19 protein-coding genes are annotated in these 16,770 nt (G+C 38.5%); all 19 read left to right on the forward strand.

Annotated features, from left to right (window positions below):
* The first annotated feature begins 81 nt into the window (after nt 1-81).
* The 19 genes from cas6 to JFQ59_RS04110 all read left to right on the forward strand — a co-directional run bounded on the left by cas6 (nt 82) and on the right by JFQ59_RS04110 (nt 16,769).
* Nucleotides 82-801 (forward strand): CRISPR-associated endoribonuclease Cas6, encoded by a 720-nt coding sequence (cas6, locus tag JFQ59_RS04020; RefSeq protein WP_202319122.1) that lies wholly within the window; start codon nt 82-84, stop codon nt 799-801.
* The gene (cas3, locus tag JFQ59_RS04025; RefSeq protein ID WP_202319123.1) at nt 798-3,071 is read left to right on the forward strand and encodes a CRISPR-associated helicase Cas3'; all 2,274 of its coding nucleotides are present in this window, start codon (nt 798-800) and stop codon (nt 3,069-3,071) included. The genes cas6 and cas3 overlap by 4 nt, the downstream gene beginning before the upstream one ends.
* A complete protein-coding gene (locus JFQ59_RS04030) occupies nt 3,049-4,101 on the forward strand; it encodes a hypothetical protein (RefSeq protein ID WP_202319124.1) in 1,053 nt (350 codons plus the stop codon). The genes cas3 and JFQ59_RS04030 overlap by 23 nt, the downstream gene beginning before the upstream one ends.
* Nucleotides 4,088-4,456, forward strand: a complete 369-nt coding sequence (locus JFQ59_RS04035) for a hypothetical protein (protein ID WP_202319125.1) — start codon at nt 4,088-4,090, stop codon at nt 4,454-4,456. Before JFQ59_RS04030 ends, JFQ59_RS04035 begins: the two co-directional genes overlap by 14 nt.
* Nucleotides 4,449-5,405, forward strand: coding sequence for a DevR family CRISPR-associated autoregulator (locus tag JFQ59_RS04040; protein WP_202319126.1), 957 nt, complete (start codon nt 4,449-4,451; stop codon nt 5,403-5,405). Before JFQ59_RS04035 ends, JFQ59_RS04040 begins: the two co-directional genes overlap by 8 nt.
* Nucleotides 5,406-5,415: 10 nt before the next feature.
* Nucleotides 5,416-6,132, forward strand: coding sequence for a CRISPR-associated protein Cas5 (gene cas5 / locus JFQ59_RS04045; protein WP_202319127.1), 717 nt, complete (start codon nt 5,416-5,418; stop codon nt 6,130-6,132).
* A gap of 97 nt (nt 6,133-6,229) precedes the next feature.
* Entirely contained in the window at nt 6,230-6,493 is a 264-nt protein-coding gene (locus tag JFQ59_RS04050; RefSeq protein ID WP_202319128.1) for a HEPN domain-containing protein, read from the forward strand.
* A gap of 21 nt (nt 6,494-6,514) precedes the next feature.
* The gene (locus JFQ59_RS04055; RefSeq protein WP_202319129.1) at nt 6,515-6,868 is read left to right on the forward strand and encodes a nucleotidyltransferase domain-containing protein; all 354 of its coding nucleotides are present in this window, start codon (nt 6,515-6,517) and stop codon (nt 6,866-6,868) included.
* Nucleotides 6,862-7,377: a nucleotidyltransferase domain-containing protein gene (locus JFQ59_RS04060; RefSeq protein WP_202319130.1), complete on the forward strand. Its 516-nt coding sequence runs from the start codon at nt 6,862-6,864 to the stop codon at nt 7,375-7,377. Before JFQ59_RS04055 ends, JFQ59_RS04060 begins: the two co-directional genes overlap by 7 nt.
* Nucleotides 7,370-7,771, forward strand: coding sequence for a HEPN domain-containing protein (locus JFQ59_RS04065; RefSeq protein ID WP_202319131.1), 402 nt, complete (start codon nt 7,370-7,372; stop codon nt 7,769-7,771). Before JFQ59_RS04060 ends, JFQ59_RS04065 begins: the two co-directional genes overlap by 8 nt.
* A gap of 48 nt (nt 7,772-7,819) precedes the next feature.
* Nucleotides 7,820-8,194, forward strand: a complete 375-nt coding sequence (locus JFQ59_RS04070) for a hypothetical protein (protein WP_202319132.1) — start codon at nt 7,820-7,822, stop codon at nt 8,192-8,194.
* Nucleotides 8,191-8,730: a type III-B CRISPR module RAMP protein Cmr1 gene (gene cmr1, locus JFQ59_RS04075; protein ID WP_202319133.1), complete on the forward strand. Its 540-nt coding sequence runs from the start codon at nt 8,191-8,193 to the stop codon at nt 8,728-8,730. The genes JFQ59_RS04070 and cmr1 overlap by 4 nt, the downstream gene beginning before the upstream one ends.
* Nucleotides 8,727-9,440: a hypothetical protein gene (locus JFQ59_RS04080; protein WP_202319134.1), complete on the forward strand. Its 714-nt coding sequence runs from the start codon at nt 8,727-8,729 to the stop codon at nt 9,438-9,440. The genes cmr1 and JFQ59_RS04080 overlap by 4 nt, the downstream gene beginning before the upstream one ends.
* Entirely contained in the window at nt 9,433-10,632 is a 1,200-nt protein-coding gene (locus JFQ59_RS04085) for an RAMP superfamily CRISPR-associated protein (protein WP_202319135.1), read from the forward strand. Before JFQ59_RS04080 ends, JFQ59_RS04085 begins: the two co-directional genes overlap by 8 nt.
* Nucleotides 10,629-11,375, forward strand: a complete 747-nt coding sequence (locus JFQ59_RS04090) for a type IV toxin-antitoxin system AbiEi family antitoxin domain-containing protein (protein ID WP_202319136.1) — start codon at nt 10,629-10,631, stop codon at nt 11,373-11,375. The genes JFQ59_RS04085 and JFQ59_RS04090 overlap by 4 nt, the downstream gene beginning before the upstream one ends.
* Entirely contained in the window at nt 11,372-12,136 is a 765-nt protein-coding gene (locus JFQ59_RS04095) for a nucleotidyl transferase AbiEii/AbiGii toxin family protein (RefSeq protein WP_202319137.1), read from the forward strand. The genes JFQ59_RS04090 and JFQ59_RS04095 overlap by 4 nt, the downstream gene beginning before the upstream one ends.
* Nucleotides 12,133-15,369, forward strand: coding sequence for a CRISPR-associated protein Csx11 (locus JFQ59_RS04100; protein WP_202319138.1), 3,237 nt, complete (start codon nt 12,133-12,135; stop codon nt 15,367-15,369). The genes JFQ59_RS04095 and JFQ59_RS04100 overlap by 4 nt, the downstream gene beginning before the upstream one ends.
* Nucleotides 15,362-16,399, forward strand: a complete 1,038-nt coding sequence (gene cmr4 / locus JFQ59_RS04105; protein WP_202319139.1) for a type III-B CRISPR module RAMP protein Cmr4 — start codon at nt 15,362-15,364, stop codon at nt 16,397-16,399. Before JFQ59_RS04100 ends, cmr4 begins: the two co-directional genes overlap by 8 nt.
* The gene (locus tag JFQ59_RS04110) at nt 16,377-16,769 is read left to right on the forward strand and encodes a hypothetical protein (RefSeq protein WP_202319140.1); all 393 of its coding nucleotides are present in this window, start codon (nt 16,377-16,379) and stop codon (nt 16,767-16,769) included. The genes cmr4 and JFQ59_RS04110 overlap by 23 nt, the downstream gene beginning before the upstream one ends.
* Nucleotide 16,770 lies beyond the last annotated feature (1 nt).

Here is a 16,770-nt window from a genome sequence, read left to right on the forward strand (position 1 = left end):
GTTTAGTCTGATTTCCTTGACGATAGGAATTTCCGGATCCAATACAAAAAATGTTAAATATGAGCTAACACACATAAGTTTGTGAGATTGCTTGTCGGTCTTACCGCAAAGCGCGAATGCTACATCGACTTCAACCACACATATCACCTTGCCTCCCTGATCTACCGCTCCATCGAGCGTGCTGATCCCTCCCTGTCTCTGGAGCTGCACAAACCGTCCGTCTTCAAGTTCTTCACCTTCAGCAAGCTGATGGTCGAGAACAGAAAGTTCAGGATTGAGGATGGTAAAATTAGGCTGCTTTCACCAAACGTCCACTTCCTCTTCTCGACGATGAGGGATTACATCGGGGTTGCTCTTGTTGAGGGATTGCTTGAGCATCCCGAGGTTAAGATAGGCAATGCTGAGTTCGTGGTTTCCGAAATAAGGGTTTTGAAGGAGAGGGAAATTAAGGATCGGGCGAAGTTCATCACCTTGTCGCCAATAAACGTTACAACAGTCTCAGATAACGGTAAAAGGAGGATTATCGACCTTTATCCGGACAATCCAAAATTCTATGAGAATCTGAGAAAGAACCTTGTTAAGAAGTACACCGCCTTTTACGGCAGAGAACCCGAAAGTTCTGAGGTGAGGTTAAAGGTTCTGAGTGCGAAGCCGAAGAGGATACAGCTCAAGAACACCTTCCACCGCTGTGTGGAGATGGTTTTCATTGCTGAGGGGAGCAAGGAGTTGCTGGAAGTAGGCTATAAAGCGGGGTTTGGGGAGCGCAACAGTATGGGGTTTGGGATGGTGAAGGTGGTATGAAAATCGAAACTTTTCTTAAGATAGCAGGTTTTAGCCCATATGAATATCAGAAGATAGCTATGGAAAGTTTGTTTGAAGGTAAGTCACTTATCATTAGGGCTCCTACAGGTTCTGGAAAGACAGAAATAGCTTTAATTCCATTCATTTACAGTCTCAATGAAATTTTACCATCCCAGTTAATTTATTCATTACCTACAAGAACTTTAGTTGAAAGTATTGGTGAAAGAGCTATTAAATACGCGTCATTCAAAAAGCTCAGAGTGGCAGTTCATCACGGTAAAAGAGCCACAAGTAGCCTTTTTGAGGAGGAGATAATCGTTACGACAATTGACCAAACCGCTGGGGCATATTTGAGCGTTCCATTGAGCATGCCCAAGAGATGGGGTAACATATTTATCGGCGGCGTTGCTTCGGCTTTGACCGTTTTCGATGAGGTACATACCCTCCATCCAGAAAAAGGTCTTCAGACGGCAGTAGCGATAGCCATGCAATCTGCAAAACTTGGTTTACCTACGATCATAATGTCTGCTACACTTCCAGATGTTTTCATTAAACGTATCAAGGAAAGAATGGAGAAAAGCGGAGGTAAAGTTGAAATTTTAGACGTTAAAGATGAATCGGAAATAAAAGCGAGAAAAAATCGGAAAGTTGAGCTAATAAACAGGACTAATGAGAAGCTATCGGTGGATACTGTTCTTAAAGAGTTTGAAAGTCATAATAAACTTATTGTGGTAGTTAACACCGTCGAGCGAGCGCAGAAGTTGTATCTTGATTTAAAGGATAAAGTAGATTGTTCTGTAATTCTTTTGCACTCCAGATATCTTGAAGAAGACAGGGCGAGAAAAGAGAAAATAATCGAAGAGATTTTTGGGAAGAATGGTAAGGGAAAATGTATACTTATATCAACTCAAGTGGTGGAGGTAGGGATGGACATATCGTCGCCAGTGATTTTATCGGAAGTCGCTCCGATCGACGCTTTAATACAGAGGGCAGGAAGATGTGCGAGATGGGGTGGAAATGGAGAATTCCACGTTTTTGGTCTTACCAAAGATGCTAGAAATCCGCATGCACCGTATTCGAAAGAACTCGTTGAGGCTACGATTTCCGAAATTAAAAGTAGAGGTGGTTTTAATTTAGATTGGCAAACCGAAGTCGAGCTCGTCAATAGAGTTCTCTCAAGTTATTTTGAATTCTTTATGGATCCAAGACACTTCTGGAAGAGACTTGGTGAACTCTCCCGTGCCGTCTACGAAGGATGTAAGGCGAGAGTTGAACAAAACGTGAGAGAGGCATTCTCGTGCGATGTTACGTTGCACGAGAATCCAGATTCTCTTAAGCCGGAGGATGTTTTATTATTACCGAAAATAAGAGTTGATGCACGGGTTTTAAGTGGCAAAGTTAAAAAACTCACAGAATTGGGTATCAAAATATATAAATTAACGGAAAATCCGATAATTGAAGATTACGATAGCAGATACGAATTGAAACCCGTTAGAGATAGTGAGGACATCGTTCCATTTGAATTATACGTTTTAAGCGGTGCTTGTTATTCCCCTGAAATTGGGCTTGTATTCGATTTATCTGTTCCTAACGCTATCCGATCCTTTGAACTCATTGAAAATCATGAGCAAATTAAACTTCAAACGGAATATAAACTCGAAAGAGAGAGTTGGGTTGAGCACGCCAAAAAAACATTGCGCATTCTTGATTTATACTTAATTCCGCGCTATCGTTACGTTATCGAAAAATTTGCCGAATATTTCGGTTATGATTTCAAAGAATTTGTAGATCATATTAGATGCATTGTTGCATTGCACGATCTCGGTAAGTTAAACGTTTATTGGCAGGAGAAAGTGGGATGGAAGGGAGATACACCTTTAGCTCATTCGGACAGTGATATCAAGAGTTTACCACCACACGCTACGGTTTCAGCAAGAGCGTTACAGCCTTATTTGGAAAGTATATTTGACGATGAATGTGTGTTTAAAGCGTTCTATTTGGCCATTGCCCATCACCACGCACCGTGGGCGAAAGAATACAGAGATTACAGGTTAATTCCAAATTTTTACAAATTCGTTAATGAAGTCTGGAATGTTCCAAAAGAGTTGATCAAAACTAATGACTCTGCTGGAAGGCTCGATTTTACTTATTTGGATTTAGTCGACGAGAATGAAGCTTACAGACTCTATGGATTGCTCTCCAAATTGTTAAGAATATCGGATAGGCTTGCCACGGGTGGTGTAAGTTATGAATCGATATTTTCTGCCTAAAACCGGTTGGGAGTTTTTTGATGTATCAAGGGCATACGGAGTGGGGATTATTGTGCATGTACTGAGCGGGGACGCAGTTGTAAGCGACATGGGTGGATTTTATTTGATAGAATCGAGAAGAGAATTGAATTTTGAGAGACTCGACCAGATTCATCGATTTTTAGGTGATGATCAGGCTTGGAACTGGACGTTTCTAACAATTGGAAGCGGGCAAAGAGAAAAGACAAAAAAGAAAGTTGTAGAGTTATTAGAAAATATCGAAAAAATCCGAAATACATTAAATAGTCTAAAAGAATTAAAATCACCAGTCTCCATAGGAAGTGGGAAGGAGACTCTCTACCAGCCAATGGAACTGGCTGCAACGAAGGGAATTAGGGATGAAATTCTGCTAAAAAAGCAGTATTCTGAGGGGTCGTCTGTAAAAGTATCGATAGATGATTTTAGCATGTCGGTATTGGGACATATCAACGCAACCATACGAAAATTCTCAAATATGGGCATGGTTTTTGCAGTTCCAACCCCCACCAGAACGAGGGTACTACACTTGGTTGATGAAATTAAAAAGAGAATCGATGACTCTGTAAAAGGATTACATAGGGCTGGGTGGTTCCCATCGCTCGCTCAAATAGCCATAAATTTAGTTTTAGAAGAACTCAGAGTTAAAGAGGGCGGTAAATTCTCTCCAAAGTTCGGTTTTTTGATATACGGTGTGATGACAAAGACAGGGACTCAATGGAAACCATTAACAGGAGGCATTTTCCCTCTTGATTTTCTACATCAGATAGCAGAATCCAATGAAGCAAAGAATGTGTTAAACAAATGGAAAGACATTTTTGAATGGACGGCTTTCAGGAAGGGGTATGAAGACTTACCGACGGCTTTAGCCGAATTCATAGCAAATCCCAACCTACCTAATTATGAGAGGTATATTAGGCTCCACCTAAGAAATGAGCTTAATAAAGATCGAATAAAGTTTGGAAGTTACGAAAAGAAGGTTTTGGAGGAGGTGGTGAATTTTGTCGGAGTTTAAGCTTGGAGATATTTTTGGATGCGAGGCTGTAAAGAATTTTGGAGCAGCATTGAGGAGGGCACTAAGGATTGGCGACGACTATGCATCACTCGTAGAGTTAGAATACGTTGAGACAAAAGAACAGTTCGAAGAAGTTATTAAGAAGTTTTTAAGGAGATATGAGACTATAGCAAGAAAAGGTTACAAAGGTAAGGAGCTTAGCCGTCTTAGCGAGAAGGATTTGGAGGAACTTATGATTTTAGTGGATAAGTACGATGTAAAGCCAATTAGAGCAGCACTTATCAGTTATGCTCTCGTTAGAGGTGAGAGGGAAGAAGTAAGTTCTGAATTTGAGGAGGTGGTTGCTGATGAGTGAGAATGTTTATGAAATCGCTATTTTGGGTAGAGCTATATGGCAACTGCATAGCCTAAATAATGAAGGGACAGTTGGAAACGTCACAGAGCCAAGAAGTGTTAGAATAATTGACCCAAATACGAAAAAGGCTGTAACAACCGATGGGGTTTCTGGAGAAATGTTAAAACACATCCATACTGAGATTATGTGGGCATTAGATGATAAAAACAACCTATGTGATGCATGCAAAGTTTTGAACCCAGAGAAATTCAACTTTGCAATAAAAACAAAAAAAGTTACTGCTAAGGATGTTGAAGACGCATTAAAACAGGCTTTAGAGAAATGCGATATATGCGACGTTCAGGGCTTCCTTCTCGAAAGACCCACAGCCTCAAGGAAGTCTACAATAGAGTTTGGTTGGGCTCTTGGAATTCCTGAGGTTTATAGGGATATCCACACCCACGCGAGACATGCTCTTGGTGAGAAGGGGAGAGGTAGTAGGGGTCAGGAAAATGAAGAAGAGACTGAGGGTGCTTCAACACAAATGGTATATCACCGTCCAACCCGTTCCGGTGTGTATGCAGTTATTTCGGTATTCCAGCCTTGGAGAATTGGATTAAATGAAGCAAGACAGAGTAAATATACCTATGATACGGACGATAGCGCAAGGGAAAGAAGATACAAACTTGCATTGAAGGCGTATCAGCTTCTGTTTGCCCGTCCAGAAGGAGCAATGACTACCACACGATTACCACATGTTGAAGGTTTCAACGGAGTAATAGTTTACTCAACAGAACCTATGCCTGTGCCAGTAATCTCTCCGCTTAAAGACGACTATGTTACTGAAATAAAAACAATTGCAGAGAGCTTAGACAGTTCTTTAAAAGTCATAAAATTCGACAGTATCGCAGACTTCGCGACGAAGATAGGACGGCTAACCAACAATAAACCATACAAAATGGAGTTTTAGGTGAACTGAGATGCAGTGGATAAAATTAACGTTACACTTTCCATCATTTTTTTCATATCGCATACCAGATTATTCCTCACAGTATGCTCTGAGTGTTCCATTACCTTCACCGTCGGCGATAAAGCTTGCAGTGATAGCAACAGCTATAAGAGCTACTGGCAATGTTGCTGAAGGTGAACGTGTTTTTTATGCGGTGCGGGATGCTGACGTGCGAATCATACTGCCCGAGCAAATTGCAATTAACTCGTTTTTGATTAAACGATTGAAGAAAAGAGGGATTAAAACAAAAGCTGATAAAGAGGAATATGAGAAAGGTTTGTTACCAGCATTTGAATCTACTTTTGGAGTTAGAGAATACGTCTTTTTCCCAGATGATGTAAATTTGTTCATCGGTTGTGAGGGTATTGATATAATAATCAAATATTTTGGTATGCTGAGATATCTTGGATCAGGAGACTCAATACTTTACGTTAAAAGTGTGGAGCTAACTAAAGAACCACCAGAAAGTGCAATTAAACCCATAACTGATGAAGAATTTGCAGAAACAATTTCCGATGAGTCTTGTGTGGTTTATCCGGTAAAGGATATAAGTAAAAAGGCAAAATTTGAACAAATAAACCCATACTCAGGCAAATCAAGTAGAAATGTCTTTGAAAGAAAATACTATCTTATCAAAGCTAAAATCAAAAAAGGTAAAAACTGGAAAATCCTCGAAATTTGGTATTAGGTGGTGGAAAAGTAAAAAATAATAATATTGGTTATCAATTGTATCGTGAAGGCGGTCTAATATAGGTAGTTAGTTTAATCATACACGGTGAAGCGGTATGGAAGATCCAGTAAAGAAATGGCTTAAATTTGCAGAAAGAGATTTGAGGAGTGCTAAAAGGAATTACGAGATCAGTAAATATCATGTTTCAGCTTTTTTAGCTCAACAGGAAGCAGAAAAAGCATTAAAGGCTATGCACATCAGGAAAAGTGTGGAGTTTCCAAAGATCATAAAACTGTGTGCAGAAATTACTCCCGCTTATACTGCAACCAGATACCCAGATGTTGCAGAGGAATTTAACGAGGTTAGAAGACTTAATTAAGTATGTAGGGAAGGTGGTAGAATGGGTGAAAAAGAGATTGATTTAAATAAGGCTGAGGAGTTCATTAAAGGAATTAGCAGAAAGTATCGATTAAAAAAGGCCATAGTTTTCGGATCATCTGTTAAGGGAAATTTCGGAGAGGATAGCGATATTGATTTGATCGTTATCAGCGATGAGTTTGAAGGTGTAAGCCCGTTGAAACGACCGGTTAGGCTGTATTTGGAGTGGGATCTCGGTTATCCAGTGGATTTTATCTGCTACACTACTGAAGAGTTCGAGAGGCTCAGCAAGAGGCCGAGCTTGGTGAGGGGGCGTTGGAGGAGGGGAGGGTTGTTGAACTGGGTTGAAACTGAAATGGGGGTAGTTGGATGCTGAATGCGGAAAAAATCAGGTTCTTTTCGGAATCACATAAAGAATACTTGGTAAAATTAATAGAGAAAATTAAGGATTATTATGGCGATAGACTCATATCTCTCGTTATCTTCGGTTCTTATGCAAGGAAGGAAAATAAGTTAAACTCCGATTTGGATATACTGGTAATTCTAAAAACTGATAAATCAAGATCTGAAAGAATTAAGGAATTTGTGGAAAACATCGAAATGCCATTAGAACATTTAGCTCAGAAGCTCGTTGATGAAGGTATATTTGTTGATTTATCCCCCGTTATTCTGTCCGAAGAGGAGGCGAAGTTCTTTAACCCTCTGTATTTAGATATGGTCGAACATTCAATTATTGTTGTGGATAAAGATAACTTCATCAAAAAAATATTGGATAGGGTTCGTGAGCAGATGAATGATTGGAAAAGCCACAAAGAATTTGTGGGCAATAGGTGGGTATGGATTATAAAAAAGGGTGAGTTTACTGGAGGGGTGAAACTTGGATAGACTGGCTCAAGATTACTTGAAAAGAGCAAGCACAAGGCTGGAGGTTTTGGAAGTATTTTACAAAAAGGAAGATTATGCTGATGTAGTTAGGGAAGCCCAAGAAGTCGTGGAGCTGGTATTAAAAGCTGTCTTAAGGAATGCTGGCATAGATGTTCCGAAAATACATGATGTGAGTAGAATTCTTGAGAAATACAAAGATCTTCTGCCAGAAGAGATCAGGAAAAATTTAAAGAAGATAATGATGATTTCCAAGAGATTGAGAAAGGAGAGGGAATTAAGTTTTTACGGTGCTGAAGACTTCATACCTCTCGAAGAGTACACTGCTGAGGAGGCTTTGCAGGCTATAGAAGACGCTAAATTTGTTGTTGAGGTTGTGGTGAAAGCGTATGAATGATGTTTTTGGAGTAGTTGGGGCTATAAATGAAAAATTTGAGGTGAGATAGTGGTACTTGAATTTAGCATTTATGAAAATCCTTGGATGGATAACGGACTTGAGAACTTTTTTAGAATACTAAGAAACTTAGACTCCTGTAATGTTGAGCTAACGGATAACTCAATAAAGCTTGAAATAAAGAATAAAGAAGAATTCATCAAGGAATTAACAAAGAGAATTCTCGAAAAAAGGCAAAATTTGATAGTCATTGAAAAAAACGAAAAAACTGGTGAAATTAAAGAGATAAAGAAAGACCACTTGATATTGCAGGAAGAGAAAAAGATCGGTGGAAAGGTAGCCTTTAAGGAAGACTTGTACAAGCCAGAAAAAACAGCTGAAATTGTTTCGAAAATATTTGCTGGAGAATACGTGGTGGTTATATGATGCAGGCAAAAATTAAAACCCTTACACCAATATGGACAGGGGATGTTAAGAGGGAAAGTGCAAAATTGAGAGAGACCTCAGTTATAGGTTCATTGAGATGGTGGTTTGAGGCTTTGGTGAGGGGGTTGGGTGGTTATGCTTGTGGTGGCATAAACAATAAATGTGAGTACAAGGACAATGCAAGCTCTCTTTGTCCAGTTTGCCAAGTATTTGGAACTACTGGATGGAGTAGAAGGTTTAGGTTAGAAGTCAATGGGAGGTTGAATCGATCACCATTTGTTATAGTAAAAGCAGATGAAAGAGAGAGTCATAGAGGCTGGTTTTTAGGAAGTAGAGAAAGTGGCGGCTTAGTAGGTACTTCTGAAGTAAAAATTTATGGAGATTCTCAAATAAAGAATGTTTTAGCATTATTGTTGAACCTATCGTGTTCGTGGGGCATTGGTGCGAAAACACAGGATGGTTTTGGTATTTGTGATTGTGAATTTGAGACAGGATACAGTGTTAACAAAGCTATTGAAAAAGTAAAAAAAAAATGATAGATGAGTTTGAATTAAATCAAAACCAGCTCAATAATAAACTATTTGCAAATTTGGAGGACTTTTTCTTTGTAAAAGTTAACATAGATGGTGATATTAAGAGCGATATTGAAGGATACCTCAACAACAGACTCTTTAAAGATCCTAAAAATCAAATAAGCATTGAAGAATTTTTGCAACATGTTTCTGAAAAGTATAAAGATAAATTTTATCCCACAGCTCCACTAATTAGATACTGGCTTAGAAGTTTGTTTAGGAATGGTAATGATGCTCTAAGACATTTTCTTTTTGGTTTTGTTTCAGTAAAAGGAACTCCCACTCCTATTTGTAGAACACACCTTACCCATGTGAATAGAAAAGGTAGAGGCCACTTCTGTTCAAAGTGCAAGAGAATTCTGAGAGGCGAAGAGATTTACGAGAAAATGGGGTCAAAAATTTTTGTTTCACACATCTATAATATTGGTAACAACAAATGGGAATTCAAAATCTGGGGTTATGTGCCAAAAATTTTACCCAACAACGAGAGCAGAGAAAAAGTGTTGCAAAAGTTGTTTAGCGAAATCAAAGAGAATAAAAACTTTGTAAACGTATTAAATTTAGATAGAGATTCAACAGCCGTTGAGTGGTATGAGATTTCTAAGGAGAGATCCAGTATCTCCTCTGTTGAGGCGCTAATTGGTAGTATTTTAGAGGTGAGTAAGAATGAATAAATGTGACTTTTATGCTTGGGTATACAGATGGCAACATGAGAAAAAGGGTGATAAAAGGGAGAACGAGATCAAAAAGAGAGTTACAAAAGAAAAATCACAATTTTGGTACTATAAGTTCAAAGAGTTATCCTTGCATAGAATATTATTCCAAAGCATAGAAAAGAAGCAATTTGCCGAAGATGTTAGAACAACATATAAATGGTATATACTTCCGTCTTTAAATACACTCTCAGAAATTAGAGATAAATTAAATTTTCAAGAATCTTTTTTAGAAGCTTTCAAAATCACAAAAAAATTTGACAATCCAGAAAACTTACCATCCTACGCCACATACATCCAAATCCGCTTCATCCTCAAAAAACCCTACCTGAGCAAAGACGATGACGAATTCTACATCATAGACAATCCAATCGTAAAAGACAGGGTCTTCAAACTCCCGATGGTCAGAGCAACAACATGGAAAGGAGCTTTGAGATTTGCAGCGATAAAGGTTTTTGAAGATTGGATTTACGAAAAACTAACCGAATCAAAACTCGAAAAGAGAATTGTATTCAGGGAGAGAGCAAAAATTGTAAAGCTATTCGGTAACGAAAAAGATTCCCAGGAAGAGTATTTGGGGAAGCTGTGTTTATTGGCGATAGAAGGAAAGCTTCCAGCAGGAGAAAAACTAAAAGAAGAAGTCGTCAAGATTAACAAAGAATTCGAAAAATGGCTTATTGACGAAAAAATCGTCTCAAAAGATATTCCATCAAGGTCTGGAAGGCTCTTCTTTTATCCCACCTTTTTCGATGAGATTTCGCTTGATGTCATAACTCCCCTGAGCAGGGAGACAAGAACACCTGTGAGGGGTAGGGGGCCAATTTACTTTGAGATCGCTCCAGATGGGGCAGAGGGGATATTCAGATTACTCTACTACCCCTTCGACTTAGTAGCTAAGGGGATGTTAGATGAAATTGAAAATGAAATGAAGGAAGACCTGAACTTCTTAGCAAAAGCACTACAAAAAATGTTCTACGAAATCGGCTTTTCAGCTAAGAAAACAAGTGGATTCGGAGTGATTTCAGAGTTTAATGGAAATGTGTTGATTCCGTTCAAGAATATTAACTCGAATTTCAAATCATTTGACGAGCTTGATTTCTCAAAACTATGCACCAAAGTTAACAAAAATGTTAATTATGGTGCATCAAAATGAGAATCAAGATGCTTGATGAACTGGCGAGAAAGAAGATATTCACGGTTGAGGAAGCTGCAAAGATTAGTGGTATCGATAAAAATGTCTTAAAAGTCCTTCTTTCAAGGTTAGAAAAGAGGGGGTGGGTTGAAAGAATAGAGAAGGGCAAATATATGGTGATACCGCTTGGTGCGAGGAAAGGAGAATACACATTAAATGAGTTTGTTATCGGTTCCTTGCTTGTAAATCCCTCTGCAATTGCGTATTGGTCGGCTCTCAACTATCATGGCTTAACAGAGCAAATACCCACAACTGTTTTTGTTCAAACAACATCAAGGAAAAAGAAGCGGGAATTGGAGATTTTCGGGGTGAGATACAGGATTGTTAGAGTAAAGGAGGAGAAGTTTTTCGGTGTTGAGAAAGCATGGCTTGATGAGTTTCAGGTTAATGTGACAGACAGAGAGAAAACTGTTGTTGATTGTCTGGATAAGCCAGAATACTGCGGTGGGGTGATTGAGGTTGCAAAGGCTTTGAAGAATGGTGAATTTGATTTTGAAAAACTGTCGGAGTATGCTATAAAAATCGGAAACTCGGGAGTTGTAAGAAGACTTGGTTATCTCTGCGATGCTCTGGGATTGCAGATTGATCTGCCTGAAATCAGGGCGAGGAATTACTTATTTCTTGACCCCACCATGCCCAAGAAGGGCAAAGCTAATGGCAAATGGAGATTGATAATCAACCTTGACATCGGTGAGCTTGAATGATTCCCGAAGTAGAAATAAGGGAGTTCGCAAGGAAAAACGGTGTGCCGGAAACGACAGTTGAGAGAGATTACGCTCAAAACTGGCTTTTATCTTCTCTGCCACACATCATGGCGTTAAAAGGTGGAACAGGCATTAGAAAGGTGTATATTGGAAATTACAGGTTCTCAGATGATTTAGATTTCACATTGCTTGAAGATGTGGAAGCTGATGAATTAAAAGATTTTATTGTTAAAGCTGTGAGAGAGGCGAAGAAGAGGAGCGGAATTGATTTTGATGAGAACATCAGATTTAGGGGAGTTGATAACGGATATGATGTTACAGTTTATTTTAGAATTCTGAGAAGAGCAGGCAACCCCCTACGGATAAAAATAGACATAACAAAAAGGGAGAATGAAGCTACACTTCTCCCGCTGGAGAGAAGAAAAATCATCCATCCTTATTCTGATAAATGCGAGACGGAGGTTTTGACTTACTCACTTCAGGAGATTTTTGCGGAGAAGATCAGGTCTTTATTCCAGAGAACGAGACCAAGGGATTTGTATGATGTATGGCTTCTTTCAAAACTTGGATTGGATGTTTCTGGCATTATTGATGAAAAGTTCAGGTTTAAAGGAGTTAAAGCGGATTTTGATGGTTTATTGAGGAGAAAAGAGGATTTCAGAAATGCGTGGGAAAGCTCGCTCAGGCATCAGCTAAGGGATTTACCTGATTTCAATGTGGTTTTTGATGATGTGATGGAGTTCTTAGGTGGTGTGCTATGAGTGGGAAATTGAATGAGTTGATGGAGAATAGGGATGCGATCTTGCTTGCTGAGATTGGGGCTTTGATTCATGATTTGGGGAAGTTGAGTGAGGAGTTTGTAAGATCAAAGTGTATTGAAGAATCTGATAAAAATTGGATTCACCACACTGCAGTTATTGAACTCGATATGCATAGAGGGGTTAAATACGCAAATGACATTAGAAGGATACTAAAAAATATTAAAATAAATATCAATCGGAAGACAATTGCATTATACGATTTTATTTTAGGTCATCATCCTAAGAATTGGGGTAGAAAAGAAAAATGGGATAAACTAGAAAGCTTTGAATTCGAGTATCCTGCCTACGATAAAGGTTTGATTTTGTTGAAATTCATTATAGCCTCAGATACTTTTGATAGTGAAGAGGACAAATCCTACTGTAAAGATCCGCAAAGTGTCTGCGGTATATACAAATCGACATCTTTTGGCTTTGAAGAGGATGTAATCATACCTCAATCTTTGAAAGATGAAAGAGTAAAGATTTATAAAGTTCTAAGAGACTGGCTGGATTCTTGTAATATTAGAGAAATTATCGATAAGAGGCTCAAAATTCTCAATAAAATCAAAGAGTCATTTTCTAAAACACTTGGAGAGACAAGGAGGTCAGCAAACGATGTTACTTTATGGGATCATTCGTACATGACAGCAAGCATGATGAAAGCTCTTTTAGCACAATACATTTTGTGTAAATATTTCGAAAATGAAGATAACTGCAAAGAATTTCTAAAAGAAGTAAAGCAAGCAGATACTGCTCCTAAGCAGATAGTATTGAATACTAAACCATTCAAAATATTCTCAGTGGGCTGGAATTTATTCGAATTTCTAAAGCAATCTCACAAAATTCCAGATGTAATTGGTAGAATTAGGATTTTAGAGGAAATAAGGAATTCTATTAGAAAAATTGTGGAGGAAGAATATGCCTTAGGTAATTCGATCTATGAGGATGATTTTGGAATATACTTTTTAATTCCATCGGTATTAAGCGATGATGATCTGAAAGAAGTTAAAGAAAGGATTTTCGATGTATTTAACGAAAAAGTGGGTGGTATATTATTACCAGTATTCCATCTTGAGGAACCAAATCCCAGCGAAGAATTTAGAATCGGAAAATTGCTTACTAAAGCGATGGAAAATATTGGAAAATACGTGAAATCTCACAAAATTGAGTTGATTAAAGCTCCCACTTGGATTTGTTCATGGAATGAATCCGTGCGATTATCCAAAGAAAAACTTGTTTGCAACGTCTGTGGTAAGGGATTTTACTGCAAAGGTGATGATGAAAAGATTTGCGAGACCTGCAAGGATATAAGAAGTAAGGGTAGGGTAAAAGAAATTTCGCAAACAGTCTTTATTGATGAGATTGCTTGGAATCCCGATGAAAAACAGTACGAAAATGCTTGCTTGCTAATTGCTAAGTTTGATTTGGATGAGTGGTTAAATGGTAGATTTGTTCAGAGTTTGTTTATTAGAGAACCAGATAAATACTATGATGATCTAAACTGGAATAGTGGTGAAAATCTTCCCGGTCTAGCGGGTGTACTTGGTAAAGCACTTAAAGATAAAATAAAATCAAATGTATGGGATGAAGAAGCAGAGAAAAACGTATATAATGCTGTTAAATCATTTTTACATGATAAAGTACCCATAATAAGGGGAAATTCTACAAAAACTGTAGCTCTTGGTGTAATCAAGCTGATAGAAGAAGAGATTAAAGATGGGAAAACGTTAACGGATATTCTAAATAGAGAGAAGCATGAGCATTTTATCTCAAATACTGCTTTTGATTTTGAATATTTAGATAATTTAGTACTCTCAAAGCCCCCATCACCATCCCGTTTGATGCGTGTTTGGCGTGATACTACAAACTTTTTCAGTACAGTTGCCAAGAAAATTGAAGCTCCAGATGTGGTGGCATGTAATATTAGGATAAAGGATTTCACATTAAAGGGCAAAAAACTGGTTGAAGGTTTGGCTTACATAGTTAAAATACCAAAGCTTGGGGTGTCTGGTGAAGTCGTTTGTGAGGAAAGTTGCGAGATACCCGAATATCTAAGGATAATAACGCCACATCTTTCAGAGATCCTTATAAACAACGAGAGTAAAGTTCTTGATACTGGAATTGAAATTTATCATCCTGAAAGTAAAGGTCTGATAGCGATAGCGACAATTGATTGTATTGTCCCCGCAGGGTCTTATAAGGCATACAGAACAATTTCAATTTCTCCAACTCTGTTCATGGCAATAATTCCTGCAAGCAAGTCTTGGGAAATTGTAAAGATGATTAAAGATGAATATGTGAAGAATTTTGGAAAAGTCTTTGGAAAATTACCACTACACGTCGGTTTAATATACTTCAAAAGAAAAATGCCGATATTTGTGGCTCTCGATTCTGCAATGAGGTTTGTTAATGAGTTTGAAAGTTTAAAGGGTGAAGATGAATTGTATGTGATTGAAAATCCGAGGACTGAAGATAACTATGCGATTTTAGGGCTTGGCCATGCAAAAGACTGGCAATCCTTTAAGTATACGGTTAGAATACCATACAAGCTTGGAGATGGAAATCCGGATTACTACCATCCATACCTTATGGTAAGTTCATCAAAGGATTCGATTGAAATCAAAATTGATGAATCTCCAATCATTCAAAAGCACATTTCAAAGATTAAGGAAGGGGACATAATTAAAATGAAGAAATATTATATTGATTTCGAATTCCTCGACTCGAACATCCGCAGATTTGACATTGGTAAGAAAAGAAAACACTGGCTTTTCACCAACTCGACGAACAGGCCGAAACCATACTTGCTCTGGGATATCGACAACTTCGAGAGGTTGGGGGGACTTGTCAAAAAGCTCGGACTTACAACAACGCAGGTCATGAACCTTTACGAGTTGTTAATAGACAAACTCGAAGAATGGGGGATACACAAACCACCGGTAGAGCTTTCAAACGGCACTGATGAAGACAAAGCTACAGCTGAGACCTTCAAGATATTCGTAGAAAATGCGATAAAAGACGTTCCGCTGGGATTGAAGGTAGTAGATGGAGAATCCGGTAAAGGTAAAATATCAAAAGAAGATTATGAATTTTTGAAGGAATCCATCCTAAACGGCATGTTTTTTGATTTTGTAGATTTGTGGCATACAATTTTGAAGGAGAAGTTTGGGGAAAGAGGTGAGGAAAATGTCTGATTGTGGAAATAAAGTATATGAGCAGAAGAAATATTTCGCAATAGCCTTGGATCCCATCCACATCGGAACTGGTGGATACAGAATTGGCAGAGTTGATAACACCATCGTCAGAGAGCCGGCAACTGGCATACCTAAGATACCCGGCACGACAATAGAAGGAGTTTGCAGGAGTTACGCGTTTTTAAGAATAATGGAGAATGGAAAGTTGAGAGAAGAGCTAAAAAAGAGTGGGTTTAACCAGCAATGTGCTAAAGGCAAGGTGAAGAAGGAAGGAGATAGAAAAATAGAGCCGTGTGGAAAGTGTCCCGTATGCATCACTTTTGGATACACCACAGACACAAGATCACTTCAAGCGATGGCATTGTTTTCGGATGCAAGAGTTCTGTTTTTCCCAGTGGCCACTATGATTGGTCCCGTTTGGGTTACCTGTCCGATGATTTTAAAAGATGCAGGTATAAAGGATATACCAAAACTAGGTGATAACAGCTTTATTGTCCCAGAGGGTTGCGAAATTAAGCCTCCAGATGGAAAGCTTAATTTTGGCTGGTTACTATTAAATCAAGATAATAAGGACAGTAATAAGGAAACGAATGTAGATAATTGGGTGTATTCCGAGGATGATGATCAGAAAAAGAAATTGAAAGATGCGATACGAGAAGAAATTCTAAAAAGGATTACCATAGTTTCCGACAACCTCTTTGCTACAATCGTAAACTCAAACCTTGAGGTGAGAACATCAGTAGCAATAGACCCAGAAAGAGGAGCTGCTGAAGAGGGAGCCTTATTTACCTACGAAGCGATTCCGAGGGGGACAGTATTCTGGTTTGATGTAACCTATCAGAATCCAAGATTTTATCAGATTGACAGTATAAATGGATGCAACAATACCGATTTAAAGAGGTGCATAATTGAAACTGTGAAGAGCGGGTTATCTCTTTTCGAGTGCTTGGGACTTGGTGGAATGAGTTCAAGGGGTTTTGGAAGGTTAAGAGTTCTGAATTTGGGTGATGATGATGGAAACAAAAAATAAACTCACTATCGACAAAATCTCAGCAAAAATAGGATTCGATTTGGCGAAGAAGTTCACAAATAAAGATGATGCCGATAAGCTTGAAACAATAGTTACTAAAGCTATTGGAGTCCTTATCGAAGATGGATTGCTTGCCTATGTAATTTGGCTAAAAAGCAGAGGAGAAAAAGAGAGGAAATATGCTACAGAGATATTGAATAAAAGCAAAGATCTGATTCGAGAATTAGACTTAGCAACCACAGACGACCCAATAGACATGGCGCTGGAAATATCTTCAAGTATAGAAAAAACCCTCCTCGCAAGACAACTACTCGAAAGAATGCTTGTTTACGCAAGGTACAGGGCGAAAGCTCTGCAGAAAGGGGAGTAAA

It is taken from the genome of Archaeoglobus neptunius, assembly GCF_016757965.1.
Classification (GTDB): Archaea; Halobacteriota; Archaeoglobi; order Archaeoglobales; family Archaeoglobaceae; genus Archaeoglobus; species Archaeoglobus neptunius.